Raw genomic sequence first — 19,225 nt, forward strand, 5'->3', positions numbered from 1 at the left:
TCAAGCCAAATCGCTCTTTTTCCCCATTAGGTGCTGTTGTGACTCCTGTCGCACGGGAATTTCCTTCGCCAAACTTGTGCGGATCGCAATCACAAACTCCGCCCCCTGTCCTGGTGCCGAAATGCACTTCAACTCCCCACCGTGTTTCTCCACCACAATCTGGTAGCTAATCGACAACCCCAACCCGGTGCCTTTTCCCACTGGTTTCGTCGTAAAGAAGGGGTCAAACAACCGAGAAAGTACTTCCTTTGTCATCCCAGGGCCATTATCTTTAATTCGGATCGCCACTCTATTGCCGTCTATCACTTCAGTACGAATCCGAATCGAGGGTGTACGGGGTATGTGGAGTGTACACGCTTCCCCACAGTCCTGTTCTATAGCATCGATCGCATTAGCAAGCAGATTCATAAACACCTGATTCAATTGCCCCACATAACACTCCACAAGGGGCAAGTCACCGTACTCTTTAACTAACTCAATAGGCGAACGTTCTGCCTTAGCTTTGAGGCGATGGTGCAGGATCATCAGCGTACTATCTAGCCCAGAGTGAATGTCAACTAACTTTTTCTCCGATTCATCAACCCGTGAAAAGTTGCGTAACGACTGCATAATCTCGCGGATGCGATCGGTCCCCACTTTCATAGAACGAAGCAAGGAAGGCAAGTCTTCCATCAGATATTCCAGGTCAATATTCTCTGCATTTTGCAGGATTTCGGCTGGTGGATTCTGATAGTGCTTTTCATAGAGTCGCAAGTGATTGAACAAGTCTTCCGCGTAGTTAGTAGCGTGCTGTAAATTGCCAGCAATGAAACCAACCGGGTTATTCACTTCATGAGCCACACCCGCCACCAGTTGCCCCAAACTGGATATCTTCTCAGTCTGAACAAGTTGAGCTTGCGTCTGTTGCAACTTGTACAAAGATTGTTCCAGTTGCTGAGCTTTTTCTTTTTCCCGTACTTCCGATTTTTGTAAAGCCACATTCTGCTTCTCCAGTTGCGAGGAATAAGATTGCAATTCCTCATAGAAACCCGCATTTTGCAGAGAAATGGACGCTTGAGCTACTAATAGTTTCAATACTTCTAAGCGCTGCTGGGTAAAAGCTCCAGCCGTCAAGTTATTCTCCAAATAAAGAATCCCTCTTAGCTTACCTTGCTGGAGAATCGGCATACATAAAATCGACTTCGGTTGAGTTCTGAGAATATAAGTATCCGTCGTAAAAATACCCTCAACAGTCGCATTATTTAACACCACCGTTTCGCCAGTTCTTTCCACATAGTTGATTACAGAAACCGGCAGATCGGGACGCTCATCAATTGGAACTGATGGCAGCACTAGGACTTTGCCTTTCTCGACACAGCCCTCCGCTACCAGAACGAATTTGCCTGCCTCGTTTCCAGGATCTGCCTGGGAACGCAAGAAGAGGATGCCTTTTCTAGCTCCAGCATTCTCGATCGCGATCTGCATCAACTTATCTAGCAACTGGTCGAGAACAATTTCAGAAGAAATAGCCTGCGATGCTTTCATCACCGTGGCTAAATCCAGCGCCGTCGCATTCCCTCCCGTCGTATAAGTTGTTGTCCTAGTGACATCTATATCTGGGTTTTCTCTAGCAAGTAGCCGATCGAAAATATCAGGATATCTTGCTGACAAATCTTTTACTTTGCTCTCTGCTCCCCAGCGAATATATCCATAGTATGCCTCGGTCAAATAAGTTTGTGCTATCTTCTCTCTACCAAGGCAAAAGTTAAATTCTGCTGCCAGCTCATTAGCTAGCGCTTCTTCTTGGATGTATCCCTGTGCTTTCGCTTTGGCGATCGCTTTTTCATAATAGTCCGTCGCCTTCACATCTTTACCCAAAACTCGCGCCTTCTCTGCTTCCACTAGCAGGTACTTATGCTCAAAATTATAGGGCGCATGGAAAGCCCATTTCTTCATTTTCTTTTGATGCAATCCTACTTGTTTCAGAGCTTGTCTTTGCTCTTTTTTCGAGGCATGGGGATACCGAGCTAGTAGAGCCAGAGAATAGTAAAAATTGTATTCCGCAGGCAGCATCATACCACCCGCAGATTGTACGTATTTCGCCGCCAATTCACCACTTTCAACAGCCTGACTGTAATCTTTAAACAAATAAAACAGCATTAATTTGGCCAGATATACCGCAAAAAGCGAAGTATAATTTTTGGCATCAATTAAGGAAGGCAGCATTTCTGCTTCGTTAAAACTCTCCCCTATTAAAAGGCATTTATCTGACGACAAGCCTTGTAAATTCAATACTGCTTGTCTCCAGATCTTTTTGTAAAATATTAGAAACTCCTGTTTGAGTTTCTGCATGAGAGAAATATATTGTCCATAGGTGCGATCGACAATTTCCAGATGTTCGCCTGTCCAAAATACTGCCAGACAATATGTTGTAGCACTATAACCAGCATATTCTATATCCCCGGTTTCTAGCCCACTTTGAATTGCTTCTGGCAAAGGTTCTATGGTTTCCCTAGCATGATTTTTCCAGGGTATAATATAACCGTTTAGCATACTAATGACTTTAGCTTTGAGTGAATTAGCGTTAAACCGCTCCAACAGATTCAAAGCCAGTTGACCAAATTTATATCCCGATTCGATATCTCCCATCGCTCCACAGAGAATCATGCCATAAAAAACATAGGCAAAAGCGGCTATAGGCGAATTGCCATATTTGATCGAGAGCCTGACCATTGTTAAGATCACCAGCAATCCAATCGCCGGATTCGCAATAAATGCAGGAGCCGCAACAGTTTTTAAGATCCGCATCGCCGCCAGCTTATCAGAATCGGTCATTTCAGGAAGGTAGCTTAAATCTTCAATGCGTTTTCTTCCCAAAGTCAATTTGGTATGAATCAATTCAGCAATAATATTCAGGGGGCTAGGTTTTGGCGATAGCGTAACACCTAGCATTTTCAGAACTTGGAGCGCCGTATCTATGGCTTCTTGTAGCTTATTTTGAGAAATATAAAACAGGATTTTCGTCTCATACACGGGGACTTTTTCAAGCAGGGTTTTGGCTTTGTGCAAAACTATCTCAGAAAGCGCGGCTCCGCTTTCGTAGTTAGTGTTGAGATATTCAGCTTCCACCGTTTCTACATACAGGTTGAGCGTGAACTCATAGTCACTCTCCCAGCTAGACTCTCTTAGAAGTTCTAAAGCAACATTTAAATACTTGACGGCGGCTTCTATCGCCGTGGCTGATTTAGCTTTTTTGCCAGCTGTCAGATTTAGTTTCGCCAGTTCATCTTTTTCTGGCTGCTGCGTGACGAGTTCAACACCAATGTTTAGTTGGTTGACAATATCAAAGATATTTTCTTCCAGTGCGTATTTAGCTGTCTTCTGCCATAGCAATTGACCAATTTTTAGGTGGGTAGCTTTCTTTTGGTCATCAGGAATTAGTGAATACGCGGCTTGCTGCACCCTGTCATGAATAAACTTGTAGGAAATTGTCGGTTGTTGGGAGTCAGTATTTAGTTGTTCAAAGCCAGTGAATACGGACTGTTTATCGCTGACAGCCAAAGGAATTTTGTAGGCATTGTTCAGAGGCAGAATCAAACCAGTTTGCAGCGCTTCCCACAAATCGTTGGCAGTGTCTACAAGGGACTTTTGGTTGACTATGGCAAGAACATCTAAATTAAATTGGTTGCCAATGCAGGCGGCTAATTTTAAGATGGAGATTGCTTCATCTGAGAGTTTTTTAATGTTTCTAGCAACCAGTTCTACGACGTTATAATCCTGTATTCCGCAACCTTGAATTTGCTCAATGTTCCAAAGCCAGCGTCCTTCATTGAAGTCAAAAGTCAATAGCTTTTCGGAGGCTAGAGTTTGCAACAACTGAGTTAAGAAAAATGGATTACCTTGAGTTTTATTGAAAAGTAGTTCAGCCAGTGTAAAAATACCGTTTTTTCGAGAAAGGGCTTGACTCGAACTGGGAGACGGCATCGTCAGGGATACCCCTAAAGTATCGGCTATTAATTCGCTGACGTGGTTTAAATCCAAAGGATGGATTACAATATTATTGACAACTGTTCCAGCTTGTTGAATTTTCTCTATAGTCTGAATAGTGGGATGCGTTGGACTGACTTCGTTATCTCTATACGCGCCAATCATCAACAGATATTTCAGATCTGAGTCAGTCATTATGTTCTGAATTAACTTCAAAGAAGCTGAATCAGCCCACTGTAAATCATCCATAAAAATGACAAGCGGGTGTTCTGGTTTGGTAAATATCTGAATGAATTTTTGAAACACCCGATTAAAGCGATTTTGGGATTCGGATGGCCCCATCTGCGGCACGTCGGGCTGTGTGCCGATAATCTTCTCAACTTCGGGAATTACATCAATAATTACCTGGCCGTTTTGTCCAAGTGCGTCTAATATTTTTTCTTTCCAAATCGCTAGTTTCGCAGATTTTTCTGTTAATAGATGCCGCATCAATTCCTGAAATGCTTGAATCAAAGCAGCATAAGGAATATTCCGCTTAAACTGGTCAAACTTACCAGCAATAAAATAACCACGGGCTCCGACAATGGGTTTATGAACTTCATTCACTACTGAAGTCTTACCAATACCTGAGTAACCGCTTACCAGTATCAGCTCAATTTGGGATTTGGGATTTGGGATTTTGGATTGAGAATTATCCGTTACGCGCTCAAAAGCCTCTAACAGTTGGGTGACTTCTGCTTCCCGTCCATAGAGTTTTTGCGGAATCAGAAATTGACCGGATTTATCGATATGACCGGGAGTGAAGTTTTCAATTTTGCCAGTTGCCAGCAGCCGATCCAAACAAGTTTCTAAATCAGCTTTTAATCCGAGAGTGCTTTGGTATCTTTCTTCAGCAGTTTTGGCTAACAATTTCATGACGATATCTGAAATTGCCTCTGGAATTTCTGGATTCAATTGATGGGGTGTTATCGGTTTTTTAGCAATATGGCAGTGAACCAATTGCATCGGGTCTGTGGATTGAAATGGCAGCTGGTCTGTTAGTATTTCATAGAATGTGACGCCTAATGAATAGAGGTCGGTGCGGTAGTCGATCGACCGATTCATCCGCCCTGTTTGTTCTGGCGACATATAAGCTAGTGTGCCTTCTAGCAAGTTGGGATTGCCCAGCGTCGTGGTTTCTCTGGCAAGGCGCGTGGAAATGCTGAAATCAATGATTTTAACTGACCATTTTTTGGGGTCTATGAGAATATTGTGTGGCTTAATGTCTTTATGAATAATATTGTTTTGATGCAATTCTGAAAGGATTGATGATAGCTGAATTGCAATGGAAAGAAAGGATAGTAGTGGGATTTTTTGAGAGACGATCAAGTCTTTGAGTGATTCTCCATCAAAATCCTCCAAAATCAGGGCTAGACCGTTTTTATGGTTTTCTAAACTACGTGCTTTGACAATTCCTTCTAGATCTAAAGATTGGAGTATTTTATATTCATGCCGCAAGCGGGTGATTTCTTCTAGAGTAGGATACTCAGCTTTAAGGGTTTTGACGATCGCCGCTGATTTATCATGTTCTCTGTAAACCCGATAAATTAAGGTTTTCGCACCTTCGTGAATGGGAAATGGTGAAATTTGGTAACCAGGAAGGGTGAACATTGCTTTTGTTTTTTTGATTGCTAAAGGATTAGTAAAATATGCTTAGTGTGAGGTTAATAAACAGTATTACTGAAGACAGGATCGATGACGAGTTGGTAATTTAAAAGTAGCCATAAACGGTCTAGAGGCATCCTCTCGACGCGAGTGGATGTCCCAGAAATTCGTTTTGCGATCGTTGAAAATGACCGTTGACTGGGGGCTGTGTTTGTCCACAATCAGAGTCGAAGCTAGTTAGTAAAATAGGCTTCTGTATTTAAGATTACATAAAAACTAAGAAAATATTTTATCTTAACTAAACTTAAATATAAAAAGGAATGCAAAGTCTAAGAAAAGCAAAAAAAATTTAATAAGACAAGGGGGATAACACTTAACACTTAAGTACAGACGCGATCGCACGCGCCTGTACGGCCATCAAACTATTGCCGGGACAACTTCCCATTACGATTTGGGGGTAGAAGTACTGCTGTTACGAACTTGCCAAGCTAGTTCCAAAAGCTGAGACCAACGCTTTTCGACTTGTTTGGGAGTCCATTTAAGGGTAGTGGCGATCGCGCGATCGCTAACGCCGTCGCGTTTGAGTTGCAACAATTGCTGCTGCTGTGGCGTAAGTTTCTGCCAAAACGCTGACCACTGCTGAGTGTTCATCCCCAGCTTTCGATCCAGATCCGCACCTAACCATTCATGCACTAATTGCCATTGGTGGATGCGGGAAAATTTTTCGACATGATACTTAAAACGCTGTTGTAAGTAGTCGCGCTGACGGGAAGACAAACCCAACACTTCGTCGATTTCCATTGCAGAGAGGTCTTGGAGTTTTAAGGTTAGATAATCAATGCAATCGGATTGACCTTGGGATTCTAGGTATTGTATCAATTCCGAGATTAGGCGATCGCGCAACACCGCAAGAGTCGGATCTATGGTCTGGGTTACCATAGAAGCACGCACCTGCTGCATTGCAGGGTCGCGTCGTTGAGTTTGAGCCTCTTCACTTTTCGGAGATTCGGCAGCCAGTTCCATATCCATCGTCGTCTCTGCTGGCTGGCGGCGGGAAAAAGCTTGGGCACGCAGTACAATTAACTGTTGAGAGGCACTCTTGCCCAGATTAATCCGGCGTCTGGCATATTGTTCGGTAAATGATAAGTACTCGGCAACTTCCAGCGAAGTGCGAGGAGTATAGTCTTGGGGGAGTTCTGTTTCTCTGCGGAAAGTTTTGAGAGACTCCATAAAAAAGCCTTGTAAGAAGTCTTCGATCAAGTGATAGCGACCTTGGAAGCTTAATTGCTGACGCATCGGTGTAACGTAGCGATAAACGATCGCACCCAGAGTACTGTGCAGTTCGATGCGACCTTGTTTGGCACCCAGATTGTAGTATGTCAGACACTTTTGCAACCGATGCCGCGCCAAGTTCAGTTGCCAAGAACGAATTTCGCCCGATTTTTGGATGCGCGAACTTTGGCGGCAAATTCTTTCTACCTCTTTAGCAATTCGGTCTGCCACTGTCCCCAAAGAGGCGATCGATGTTTTTACCCCGCCTTCAGACTGGATTAGTGCCTGTAATTCTTTCACGATTTCTTGGGCGAGAGTTTCCCTATCCATTTCGGACTCTTGCTTTGAAGGGCGAACATTCATATCGGTACATTCCGGTAAAGCTTCTAGGGTGGAGGTAGAGGAATTCGTATATCTGGTTTTCATAACTGTCCTGGGAGATGCCACTGTGGCAAACTGAGAGTTTAATGAGAAGTGAGGTAGTTGTGTGCAACCCGCGTTGCTTCAACCGCCTACATTTAAACTCTAGGCAGCTAAGATTTGCCGCAGTTAACGCGGTGTCCCTGTTCTCTCATTGGTCAAAAATCAGATCTTGGGGCTGATGAAGCGAAATGCCCCTACCAGAGCCAAACAAAACCGACGAATCCTTTGTTGTGAAAGACTTTTAGGCATTTCGACTCTAGGCTCTAGCACCTTGTCCAGTTGACAGCGCCACCATCTATCCGAGTGGACACTCAGCCAACTGGTTCATTATTCATTTCTCATTCGTCATTTCTAGAAATAACTAAAGACTGATAAAAAATAAAACTTCACTCTTACTTAACACTTAACATTTTTTTCTTCACAGCTTCTTTATTATGACTTAGGCATTTTATCGCCTCATCCACTACAGATGTAGAGTCAATTCATGAATTGGCTCTACATTTAGGGGTAAAAGCGCCAACAAAAGCGTAAGTAGATATAGCGTTTCACTCAGACAACCCAAGCCGCAACTTCATCCCATCCCAATCCCTGCCGCACTACAATCGGTTCTTCTCCCGTCAGATCCAGAATTGTCGAACCTTCATATCCCGGTTCCTGACCGTTGTCCACTATCACATCCACGAGTTTTGCCAAATGGTCAAACAGTTCCACCCGCGAGAAGAAGCCATTCGTTTCCACCCCCGGCATCGGCGCATACTCTTCGTCGTCCAGGACGTGAGCCGAAGTAGAAATAATGGGATTGCCCAGTGCATTTAACAAAGCTAAGCATACCTGATGATTCGGGACGCGAATCCCAGTAGTTTTGCGCTTGGGACTCATTACTAGCTGAGGCACTAACTTAGTTGTCGGGAGTATAAAAGTGTATGGCCCTGGAATCAAACTCTTCATAGTTCGATAGGCGGAGTCGTTCACCCAAGCATAGGTGGAAACATTGGATAGAGAAGAACAAAGGAACGTCAGTGGCTTGTCGTTGGATAGCTGCTTAATCCGCCTTACCCTTTCCACTGCCGACTTGACATAAAGGTCGCAGCCGATCGCATAGACGGTATCGGTAGGATACAGCATCACTGCCCCATCCTTAAGGGCATCCTTAATTTGCTCTATACTCCGGCTTTGGGGAGTTTCAGGATGAATTGTGTAAATCGTAGCCATAAATTTTTGCCTGGATGGAACCTTGGCAGGGGCGACCAGCTGGAATGCCCGTGCAGCAGTCGGACTAGCCTAACGGTTAGCAGAGTTTGAGTAGCGGCTAATAGTCTACAATCTTTTAGATTATCGAAAATTTTTTCCGGCTCTGGCACTATCACATTTATTTATTTATAGCCTCCAAGCGATCGAATCAGGTACAGTGCTTTTTCCCCTCTTCCCTCTTCCCTCTTCCCTCTTCCCTCTTCCCTCTTCCCTCGCCCCTTTTTGACTTTTGACTTTTATAGTCCCTTTTGACTTTTGACTTTTGACTTTTGACTTTTATAGCCCTTAGTCTTATAACCAATGAACAAGCTAGCTTACCTTGAATGTCCTGCTGGGATTGCCGGTGATATGTGTTTGGGGGCACTCGTCGATGCCGGTGTTCCCCTGGAGTATGCGATCGAAAAGCTCAACCTTTTGGGCATTTCCCACGAGTACAAGTTACGCGCAGAACTCGTTCACCGCAACGGTCAGCAAGCAACTAAAGTCCATGTGGATTTAACAGAAGATCGTCACCATCACCACGGTAACGGTCATTCTCACCACCACGGACGCCATCTGCCAGAAATAGAGGCTTTGATTTTGGCGGCTAAGTTGCCCGTGCGGGCGCAAGCTGCTTCTTTGGCGATTTTTCGCAAATTGGCAGAAGCTGAAGGTGCCGTTCACGGTATAGCGCCAGAACAAGTGCATTTCCACGAGGTTGGGGCGACCGATGCTCTAGTGGATATTGTCGGTACTTGCTTGGGATTGGATTGGCTGGGAATTGACCAACTCTATTGTTCGGCGATGCCCACTGGTGGCGGTACGGTGCGGGCGGCGCACGGACTGTTGCCGGTGCCAACACCTGCCGTGCTGAAATTGTGGGAGTCGCGCCAGGTGCCGGTTTACAGCAACGGGATTGATAAGGAATTGTGTACGCCTACAGGTACTGCGATCGCAGTCACTCTCGCCACTAGCTTTGGCCCCCCACCCCAGATGAGTATCCACCGCATTGGACTGGGCGCAGGTTCCCGGAACTTACCGATTCCCAATATCTTGCGACTTTGGATCGGCGAAACTGTTGTGGAACAGGCGCAACAGGAAAAAGGCGGGCAAGATGCCCACCCCACAATACAAGAAACGATTTCGGTATTGGAAACGCAAATTGACGATTTGAGTCCGCAGGCGATCGCATACACATTTGATGCTTTATTTGAAGCCGGTGCTTTAGATATTTTTACCCAGCCGATTGTCATGAAAAAATCGCGCCAAGGTGTGTTATTAACAGTTATCTGTCATCCAGAAGATCGACAAACTTGTGAAACAGTTTTATTCCGGGAAACAACAACATTAGGGATTCGCCGTTCTACCCAAATCAGAGCTATTTTGCAGAGGGAAATTCAGCGCGTGCTGACGCCTTACGGTGAAGTCCGCGTCAAAGTATCTGGTAGCGGTGGTGTCATTACAAACGTGCAACCAGAATACGAAGATTGTGCCGCATTGGCAAAGGGAAATAATGTTAGTTGGCGAGAAGTACATCGACTAGCGTTGCAAACTTGGTATTCTCAAAATCATGAGTGATATCATGTCCGGTGGCATCGGTTGCCAAAAAAAATCCCCCTCTTATCTGTGTTCATCTGTGTTCATCTGTCTTCATCTGTGGTAAAAATTAAACCACCGATGACAACAAACAATTTGACGATATCACTCTTACATTAACGATGCTACCGGACATGATATAATTCACAAATTCTCTTACAAAATTTCTACCAGTTCGGGAATCGCCGTAGTTGCTTTCAGAGCAGTTTGTGCAATTAGCTCGTGGCCACGAGCTGTAGGATGTATCGCATCCCAAAATAGATACTGGTTCGGGTCAGTCCCTGGCGGTAAGGAAAAATTTCTCACGTTAGGGTCAGTTCCGGCTCCAGGTACGATGTTATTGGTGACGTTTGTGAAACCAAAATTGGCGGGATTGGCGATCGCATTACTAAACAAAGTATTAACATCAACAGAGATAATGTTAATGTTCGGATTTTGTTCTAAATTTTGCACGGTTGCAGCCAAAGTGCTATTATGCGCGTTAATCAGGAGTGCCAGTCCTTGCTGAGCTTCTGGCCCTCTAGCCGCTACTCCCGGACTTGCGCCCAAGTTTGCCAGATTGGGCACCATAAAGTTTCTCGCACCTACTGCGGCGAGTTTTGTTACAGCACTAGCCAGATTATTAACCGTCGCCGCAAAATCTGTCGATCCGCCGCCAAGATAATCATTCGCACCGGCATATACCACATAAAGCCCATTGGAATCTGCACCCGCCTGATTAGCGGCGACAAAACTATCGATTTCCTGCTGCAATCCCGGCAAAGATAGCCCACCCTGAATGTTGCCGGTATTCTGAGTTCCCGATAAGGCACCGCCAAAGGCAAAGTTGGTGTTAGGATTGACAGTTAATCCCAGCGTAGGGGCAAGATCTTCCACCCAAATTGGGCCGTTGCTAAAACGTCCGTTAAAGTAGGGTGGACTTGCTGGAACAGCGCCTCCTGTGAAAGCAAAGATATTGCCATCGTCTGAGACACTATCGCCAAAAACGAACATCTCACTGAACAGGCGACGGGGAATGCGACCCTCAAACTGACCAAACTCGATGTAGTGTTCTACCCCAGTAATTTCATCTCTTTGTCCTGCTTGGGCAACATCTGGGTTTAGGTTGAAATAAAAGCTAGCATCGAAGAAGCGACTGGGGTTACGCAGCTCCTTGGCACCAAATTTGACGAAGTGTTCTACACCCGTAAGCCGATCTCCTGTGGCAGCAGCAACATCCGAGTTATTGGTAAGATAAAAACTCGTGTCAAAGAGGGGATTGGGATTGCGACGTTCTAATTGACCGCGCAAGATAAAATGTTCAAATGCGGTTGTTCTACCTGCTGTGACTTCTGCTGCAACATCCTGGTTTTGTTGCAGATAATAGCTGCTATCGAAAAAAGCGCTGGGGTTTCGCCTCTCAAATTCACCAAACCTGATAAAGTGGTCAAACCCACTGGAAAACTGTCCTGTTGAGATGGCGGCTACCACGTCTGGATTTGTGGCGCGATAAAAATTCTCGTTAAATAGCTCGCGATCGGTCAGCATAATTATTTCTTAAGATTGAGGGTGAACTGATTGAGAGCGGTTGGTGTCAGGAGTTAACTAAATATACGGTAATATAACAAAAAATCCGAAAAATTTTTATTTCCAGAAGTCAGATTTTGGGAGGCGACGCTGGTTACAAGCGCTGCCATGTCTGCTAATATTTATTAACTTAAGTTGCTAGTTAGTTCCCTTGGATATTGTTCGGAATGGATAATAGGTAAGTTGTTGCGATGCCGCGCTCAAAGATCTCTAAAGCGCAACAACCTACCTGCTGCCAAAGCACTGACCACTGACCACTGACCACTGACCACTGACAACTAACAATAACCAGAAGCTTGACAAAACATTTATGTTTTGTAATACTAGGTTGGCTAGAAATAAATAAAAGTATTTATTTTTAGAGCCTGCCAACCTAAAATATTAAGCTTTTAAGTTTATGTTAGATACCACCACCCTATTTGACGAAAAGTTTTATCTAGATCGGAACCAAGATGTCGCACAGGCGGTTGCTGGCGGCATCTTCACCAATGGCTACGATCACTTCATTAAATTCGGCAAAAATGAACGGCGCAATCCCACTGCTTTGTTTGATACCGCCTATTATCTTGCCACCAACCAGGATGTTGAGGCGGTAGTAGGAAGAGGGGAAATTACAGCGGTTGACCACTTCATCCGCTTCGGTCAAATCGAAGGTCGCGACCCCACTGTATTATTCGATACCGCTTATTATCTAGCTCAAAATTCGGACGTGGCAACAGCGGTTAGTTCGGGCGGTCTCACGGGAATAGAACACTTCGCTAAGTTTGGTGAATTTGAGGGTCGCAACCCTAGTTCCTTATTTAACCCCAACTATTATTTAGCTAAAAATTCAGATGTTGCTGCTGCCGTTGGAAGAGACGAACTCACCGGCATAGAACACTATGTGGAGTTTGGTGCGGCAGAAGGACGCCAATTTACTCCGTTTATCGACCCGCGTGGATCGACATTGCCTAATGGTGTAGCGGCTGGGGATACAACACAGACATCAACTGTGTTGTGGACGCGCAGCACCGCTCCCGGCACAGTTACTTTTGAGTACTCGACTGACTCGAATTTTGGCAATATTCTGGGAACTTTAAGCAATCTCACCACTGACCCCACTGTACCCATTAAGGTACAGGTAACGAATTTAACTCCTGGAACCCAATACTTTTATCGGGTGAGGGACGCAGCAGGCACAACTTTGGCGGGACAGTTTCGGACACCAGCTGGGTTGGGAACTCGTGCTGGTTTGCGGTTTGGGGTGGCTGGTGACTGGCAGGGTCAACTCGCTCCGTTTCCGGCGATCGCAAATGCACCCGGACGCAACCTCGACTTTTTCGCTCGCATAGGTGACAGCGCCTATGTAGACGACTTATCTCCAGATTTACCGGGAGTCAGACAACCGAAAACTGCGATCGAGTTTAACACCAAGCACAATGAAGTTTACGCCCAGCGTTATGGCATCAATTCCTGGGCTAACGTCCAGGCTACCACTACCACCTATGCCACCTGGGATGACCACGAACTGACAAATGACTTCGCCGGAGGTGCAGCACCAGCAGTTTCTCCTCAGAAGGAGGGAATTTTTGGGACTGGGGAAGGCTTTGTCAATGACACGCCTGTGTTCGATCGCGCTTTGCAAGCTTTTCAGGCATACAACCCTGTACGGAATGATTTCTACAGCGAAACTGGCGACCTCCGCACGGCTAATGAGCAAAAGCTTTATCGCTTTAATACCTTCGGCAGCGATGCGGCCATGTTTATGCTAGATTTGCGCTCTTTCCGAGATAATCCGCTGAGAAGTATCCCAGAAACTTCAGACCAAGCTACTGTTAATCAGTTTCTGAGCGATGTCTTTCAACCTAACCGCACTCTACTGGGAGGAGTGCAACTTCAGGACTTAAAGAACGATTTACTGGCAACCCAAAATGCTGGTGTCACTTGGAAATTTATCATGTCAACAGACCCGATCCAGAACTTTGGGATTCCGGTTGCAGGCGATCGCTGGGAAGGTTATGCTGCTGAGCGCACAGATCTGCTCCGTTTCATTCAACAAAACAACATCAAAAATGTTGTCTTTGTCACCGGAGATTTTCACGGTTTTGTGACCAATAACGTTACCTATCAAGAGGGATTTGGCCAACCCCAAATCGCCACAGATGTAATTGATGTGATGACGAATCCTGTGGCTATTCAGTTAAATATTGGGCAAGGGCCATTTGCCGCCCCGTTTGGGCCAGCAACAGTGGCATTTACACCGAATGCTGTTCTCCCCCAATCAGAAAAAGATCGGTATAATGCGCTGACCGATGTTTCACAAAAAGACGCTTTTGTCAAGCAGGTTATAGATAATCGGATTATCCCCTTGGGATATGACCCTATTGGGTTAGATAACAATTTAGCTATAGCTAATGGGCAAATTGATGCTAATCTGCTTAGCGGCAGTTATGTGGCAGCTCACTACTATGGCTGGAATGAATTTGAGATCGATCGGCAAACACAACAGCTGCGCGTGATTACCTACGGTATCGAACCTTACAGCCAGCCGCAACTGGAAGCTAATCCGAGTGCGATCGTCAGTCGTGAGCCTACAGTCATAAATGAGTTTATTGTCAATCCCAAGGTCTAAACACGGGAATTGCAACTAACGGCATGACAAAAATCAGGGAAGTTGGCTTTGGTTATAGTCAAACTTCCCTGATTTAATTGGCTACTTAAGGAACCTGAATTGAGAATTCAGTTTTTGGACAAATTAATCCATGTCCTTGTTAAATACCTTGTCTAGAGTCTCTTTGGTATTATCAGCAGCTTCCCCAGCGCGATGTTTGGCTTTTTCAGCACTCTTAGCCACATCCTTGGCGGCATCTTGAGTATTTTCCTTGATGTTTTCTACTCCTCGGCGAGTACCGGCAGCAAAATCCTTAGCGGAATCCGCAGCTTTATCAGCAAAGTTTCCAGCTGCTTGATTCACATTCCGACCCGCTTCTTTAGCACTATCAGGTGCATCGTTAACTGCACGTTTGATGGCTTCTGCGGGATTGCCAGTCCTGGCAGTCAAATTATGCTCAGCACTTTCGATCAGACGATCGGCTTTTTTGTTTGCGGCTGAAGTGTCTAATCGAGGATCGACATCGCTATAATCGTTCATCCCACCTTCGTAATTATTAGTTACAGCCTCTTTAGGCACTTCTAGGCGGGGATTGTTTAGACCCTTGGCTTGCACGCTAGGACTACCGCAGGCAGTGCTGACGAATAGTATGATGCCTGCAAAAAAAACTGTTAAAACTTGGACGAAATTCAGGCGCTTGATCAAAGAGATCGCGTTGTTCATCGAAAGACTCCTTTCTGTGTTTTAAGTAAATTTGGATGTCGAGCTAATTAGCTGTATATAAGTGCTAATTACAGACAACAAGTTGAAAAAATTGTGAGTTGACCAAGAGAATAATTTCAAACCGATCGAATGCGGTACTATCTCTTAGCTGGGTTAGATTGCTACTCAGATCGAGTTGGGCCTTTATTAGCCTTATCTTTCAACTAAAAATACGCTCAATACTTGGCGCTGTCGCACTTTTTAAGAAAAGTAGCAACCTGTTTCACAAAATTCTCCATTTTTTCATCCAACTTTGTTCACTATAATCAGAAAATACCGCAACCTTCATCTAGCAGAAGTCTCATCTTTGCGTCCGCCTCTGGTCAAAAGTTTCTATCCTTAGAAAGATATAAGATGCTTTAATTAATTAAAGAGGGCTTTAGTTCAAATTCCTAAAGCCCTCTTAACTGTTATGATTTGTGGTAATAAATCTATTAGAAGCGAGCGCCTGGGCGGCTCACTTCATCAGGTTCGCGATAACGCACGGGTTCTTCGCGTTTGGGGCGAGCCAATCCGGCTAAACCAATCAAGCCCAGCAAACCTAACCAGCCCCAATCAAAATCGCGATCGCCTCTTTCAGCGTCAACGCCTTGGCTGCGATTGTTGTAATCGGTAGTTGTATTGGTTCTATTGGGAGTTGTATCGGTTTGGGCAGAAGCGGGCAGAACTACAGGCAGCGTAGCTAGACTCAAACTCAGAATGCCAGCGCCAACAGCTTTGGACAAATTAGAACGTTTCATGGTAAAAGTTTCTCCTTGTTTTTGAAATCTCTACAGGTTGTTGCAAACAATTAAATGAGTTGAGTTAAGGGTAGGGGCTCCGCATTCGAGCAACAATTTATCACTCAAAATGTAGATTTTCACACTTGTTTGCTTCGCCTCTACAAACGCTAAGTAAGCATCACTATTGATAAGCTTACGGTTTGAAAACAGAACTTGTATCAATCTCCAGCTAGAAACCTACCATTCTCCGTACTCTCACTGAAGACGTAGAAACCATACCTCTACGGATTTACTGAAGTTTATAATTTGTTGGGTAGATTTAAAATTTTGCCAGCAAAAACTCGCATACTCGGCTGTTCACCGTTGTTATCGCAAAGTGGAAGGTCAGCCGTGCAAATACAGTTGCTTCCTTGCGGGGAATAGCTCAATACTGTCCTAACATATCTGACTATAGCTATATTGTTAAATCGCAAATTTTATGAAGCAAATCCGATCGCGCCTGCAACCCTATTTACGCTTAGCGATCGTAGGCGGGACGCTATTTTTTTTGGCTAAGGTACTCAAGGATCGCGCTGCTGAGGTGGCGGCGATTCGGATTAGCGCTGTGGGATGGGCAAGTTTGGCTTTAGCAATCGGTGTCACCCTACTAGCTCACATCTGGTCTGGCTGGGTGTGGAGTTGGATTCTCCGGGAACTCGATCGCCCGATCGGCGGTGTCTGGAGTGTCCAAGTTTACTTAAAAACGAATATTGCTAAGTATTTACCCGGAAATGTTTGGCATTTCTACGGACGCATAAAGGCTGCGATCGATGCAGGCATCTCCCCAGGTACTGCTACCCTTAGCGTGTTATTGGAACAGCTGTTGATGGCTGCCTCTGGGCTACTCGTTGCCCTAATTACTGCCCTGCCAATACAAGCAGGCTTACCCGATCCTTTCCGCTGGCTGGGATTTGTCGGTCTGGCAGCAGTTTTGCTAGGAGTTCATCCGTGGATTTTGAACCCGCTAATTCAATCGGTGAGTAGGTTGAAGGGCAAAGCAAAAGGCTTTGCTACGTTTGATACCAGTACTTTCAGAATGAAACGCTATCCTCTGCTGCCTTTGTTAGGAGAGATGGGCTTTTTAAGTCTGCGGGGTATCGGTTTTTTGTTTACCTGGCAGGCGGTACAAGAGGTAAATCCCAGCCAGATCTTTGTGCTGTTGGGCGCTTTTAGCTTAGCATGGCTGTTGGGGTTGGTGGTTCCAGGCGCACCGGGGGGTATCGGGGTTTTCGAGGCAAGTGCGATCGCGCTTCTCGATCGCAGCTTTTCACCCGGTCTCATCCTCAGCGCTGTCGCCCTTTACCGCCTCGTCAGTATTCTAGCGGAAGCGATCGGTGCCGCACTAATTTTCCTCGAATCACGTTTAACAGCTAATCGTTAACCTAGATCGTTTCCTCTAGCCGCACCTCCTCATCAGCGGTTTCCAAGTTTGTATCTTCCTTGAGTTGCGAAAAAATCCTACAGTCATCCAGAGTCCTATTGAACTGGTTGCTAGAACCATTATTTTGTGACATTTGAATTAAATTATATTTAACATTTTCAGCAAAAATTGCAAACGTAATGTTAAATATTTCCAAGAAAGTAATCAACCACTTACATTCTATTTCAGGGAATTTTTGATAGTACTGTATCAAAGCGGCAATATTAGCTTCTAAATGAGTGCGAGAGTTCGGTGAAATCAAAATTACTTTCAGCAGAATTACTACTAAAGTCAGTGGATTCCCTTGAGACAGAAGTAAAGCAAATAACCCAGATGGTTCTCGATTATTTTCAGTTGTTAAATATTCAATCACCCGATTACAAGTTCTCAGTCTCAGGGCGTCATTCACTATCTCTTCATTATGCTCTTCATAAAGCACGTACAATTTCTCAGACATATTTTTCTGAAAAGCATTAACAAAAGTTTTATTTGTCACCGAAAATAGTAAATATTTATTCAAACTATGTTTAAAAAAATTGTAGTTTACATCTTGAGTTTGTTTAACAAAAATATTTGCCAAATTTGCATAGCTAAATGGGCCGCGTTTAGCCACAATTGCCTTAATAAGACGCAGAACATCATCCCCCAAACCTGTAGGGTTGGGTTTTTGAAGCTTAGTATCCTTAGCTAGAGGGGACTGAGAATGAGCTGTGTACATCGCCAGATCGAATTTAAACTTATCTTTCAATCGCTTCGCAAGGGCTCTAGCAGCTTCCCGTTGTTCTATCGGATTATTTAGATTGATATACTGAGGCACCAAAAGATAAGATGTATAGCGATGCGCCCACTCTGATTGAATATCGTAGCGCGAAGCAAATAGCTTCAGATCTTCATAGTCCTTGCTGTTAGCGAAATTGTTTAGCCAAGTTCTGACGCAATCTAAAGTCCCAGATGTAGTATCTACATTTATTTTTTTTTCGGCAAATAGTTTAATTAATTCTTGGATCGGCTTATGTTGTCTGCTTGCATCCCAGTTGTTAATCAGAATATAACAAGACCGCTTGAGTGTATTTCTAAATTCCGCCTCATTCTTGTCAAGAACAATTTTATATAGGGCATTAAGCGCGTCTGTATTAGAACAATCCACCTGATAGATAAATAACTGTCGAAATTCTCGCAGTACAGCCTCTGGAGACGATTCCTTGACAATGCCCAGCAGAAACTTATAAATAATAGCTTGAAATTTATGAAGATGCGAACTATCCAGGTTTAACTGGATAAGGGTATCCGTTTGAGCAACCGTTAGTAGACGATCCCCGATCATTCTGCTTAAGGAGGTAGTAGTCCCTGGTAGATTTATAATGATACAGCTGATGGCACCCCGATCGAATCTGATTGCAGTTTAGCGTCCGTCACTTACTTGTGGAAAGTAAACAGCGATAAATTGTCTGAGTTTAGCTTAGCTGATTGAGGAGGTAAAAACCAATTCAACCGCATGATATACCTACACTTGACTTAAGGCCAGATGCCTTGGGATAGGATAAGATATCCTCTGCGTCAGTCAACTTCCGCGAAAAACCAGTAACAGTCAACTACCGCAACCACAAGGAGCGCAGCTTGTCCTCAGCCTTTAGGCTGAGACAATAGGCTGATTGACCGCAACTCAGGACGAAATTCTTTGGCAAGAAGCATTTAGGGCTTGTTTTTTTCTCCTACAAAATCGTTAGCTTTAGTTGTCATTAGCCTACCGTAAATTACAACGTTTCTCTCTAGGTAGGTAGACCTTGACTTATGTGCCTTTTTGTGAACTACCCACACTAAATCGAAGCGATTATAGTGTGGGCTTCTAACATCACAGAGGAATGCCTCAGAACGGACTTGCGTCCAAGCTTTGGTCTTACTTCCCCTCCGTTAGCAGAAACGGCTGTTCCATCCGTCTGTAGTATTCTGATGCCTTCCGCTCTAATATTTGTGGCGGCATTACCATCACGGTCG

At 44.6% G+C, this 19,225-nt stretch carries 10 protein-coding genes; 3 read left to right on the forward strand and 7 right to left on the reverse strand.

From position 1 onward, the window contains the following. The 3 genes from LAY57_RS24580 to LAY57_RS24590 all read right to left on the reverse strand — a co-directional run bounded on the left by LAY57_RS24580 (position 1) and on the right by LAY57_RS24590 (position 8,517). On the reverse strand, positions 1 to 5,616 hold the full coding sequence (locus LAY57_RS24580) for a trifunctional serine/threonine-protein kinase/ATP-binding protein/sensor histidine kinase (RefSeq protein WP_249069735.1): 5,616 nt from the start codon (positions 5,614 to 5,616) through the stop codon (positions 1 to 3). 438 nt (positions 5,617 to 6,054) lie between these two features. Continuing rightward, positions 6,055 to 7,308, reverse strand: coding sequence for a HetZ-related protein (locus LAY57_RS24585; RefSeq protein WP_338022481.1), 1,254 nt, complete (start codon positions 7,306 to 7,308; stop codon positions 6,055 to 6,057). Positions 7,309 to 7,854: 546 nt separating this feature from the next. Then, a complete protein-coding gene (locus LAY57_RS24590; RefSeq protein ID WP_249069736.1) occupies positions 7,855 to 8,517 on the reverse strand; it encodes an L-threonylcarbamoyladenylate synthase in 663 nt (220 codons plus the stop codon). A gap of 339 nt (positions 8,518 to 8,856) precedes the next feature. On the opposite strand from LAY57_RS24590, the gene larC reads away from it, so the two are divergent. Further along, positions 8,857 to 10,113 carry a nickel pincer cofactor biosynthesis protein LarC gene (gene larC, locus LAY57_RS24595; RefSeq protein ID WP_249069737.1) on the forward strand — a complete coding sequence of 419 codons (1,257 nt, stop codon included), beginning with the start codon at positions 8,857 to 8,859 and terminating at the stop codon, positions 10,111 to 10,113. 174 nt (positions 10,114 to 10,287) lie between these two features. On the opposite strand, the gene LAY57_RS24600 is transcribed toward larC, so the two are convergent. After that, entirely contained in the window at positions 10,288 to 11,658 is a 1,371-nt protein-coding gene (locus tag LAY57_RS24600) for an SGNH/GDSL hydrolase family protein (protein ID WP_249069738.1), read from the reverse strand. A gap of 436 nt (positions 11,659 to 12,094) precedes the next feature. Here LAY57_RS24600 and LAY57_RS24605 point away from each other — a divergent pair, with 436 nt between their 5' ends. Beyond that, positions 12,095 to 14,308 (forward strand): alkaline phosphatase D family protein, encoded by a 2,214-nt coding sequence (locus tag LAY57_RS24605; protein ID WP_249069739.1) that lies wholly within the window; start codon positions 12,095 to 12,097, stop codon positions 14,306 to 14,308. Between the two features lie 123 nt (positions 14,309 to 14,431). On the opposite strand, the gene LAY57_RS24610 is transcribed toward LAY57_RS24605, so the two are convergent. Together LAY57_RS24610 and LAY57_RS24615 are read right to left on the reverse strand one after the other, a co-directional pair. Next, complete coding sequence (locus LAY57_RS24610) at positions 14,432 to 15,010, reverse strand: DUF6658 family protein (protein ID WP_249069740.1); 579 nt, start codon at positions 15,008 to 15,010, stop codon at positions 14,432 to 14,434. Between the two features lie 473 nt (positions 15,011 to 15,483). After that, positions 15,484 to 15,789: a WGxxGxxG family protein gene (locus tag LAY57_RS24615; protein WP_249069741.1), complete on the reverse strand. Its 306-nt coding sequence runs from the start codon at positions 15,787 to 15,789 to the stop codon at positions 15,484 to 15,486. A 460-nt stretch (positions 15,790 to 16,249) separates the two neighbouring features. On the opposite strand from LAY57_RS24615, the gene LAY57_RS24620 reads away from it, so the two are divergent. Continuing rightward, positions 16,250 to 17,191: a lysylphosphatidylglycerol synthase transmembrane domain-containing protein gene (locus tag LAY57_RS24620; protein WP_249069742.1), complete on the forward strand. Its 942-nt coding sequence runs from the start codon at positions 16,250 to 16,252 to the stop codon at positions 17,189 to 17,191. A 1-nt stretch (position 17,192) separates the two neighbouring features. Here LAY57_RS24620 and LAY57_RS24625 read toward each other — a convergent pair whose 3' ends face one another. Next, positions 17,193 to 18,554, reverse strand: a complete 1,362-nt coding sequence (locus tag LAY57_RS24625) for a Sll1247 family protein (RefSeq protein WP_249069743.1) — start codon at positions 18,552 to 18,554, stop codon at positions 17,193 to 17,195. Positions 18,555 to 19,225 lie beyond the last annotated feature (671 nt).

The organism is Argonema antarcticum A004/B2, from assembly GCF_023333585.1.
GTDB lineage: Bacteria > Cyanobacteriota > Cyanobacteriia > Cyanobacteriales > Aerosakkonemataceae > Argonema > Argonema antarcticum.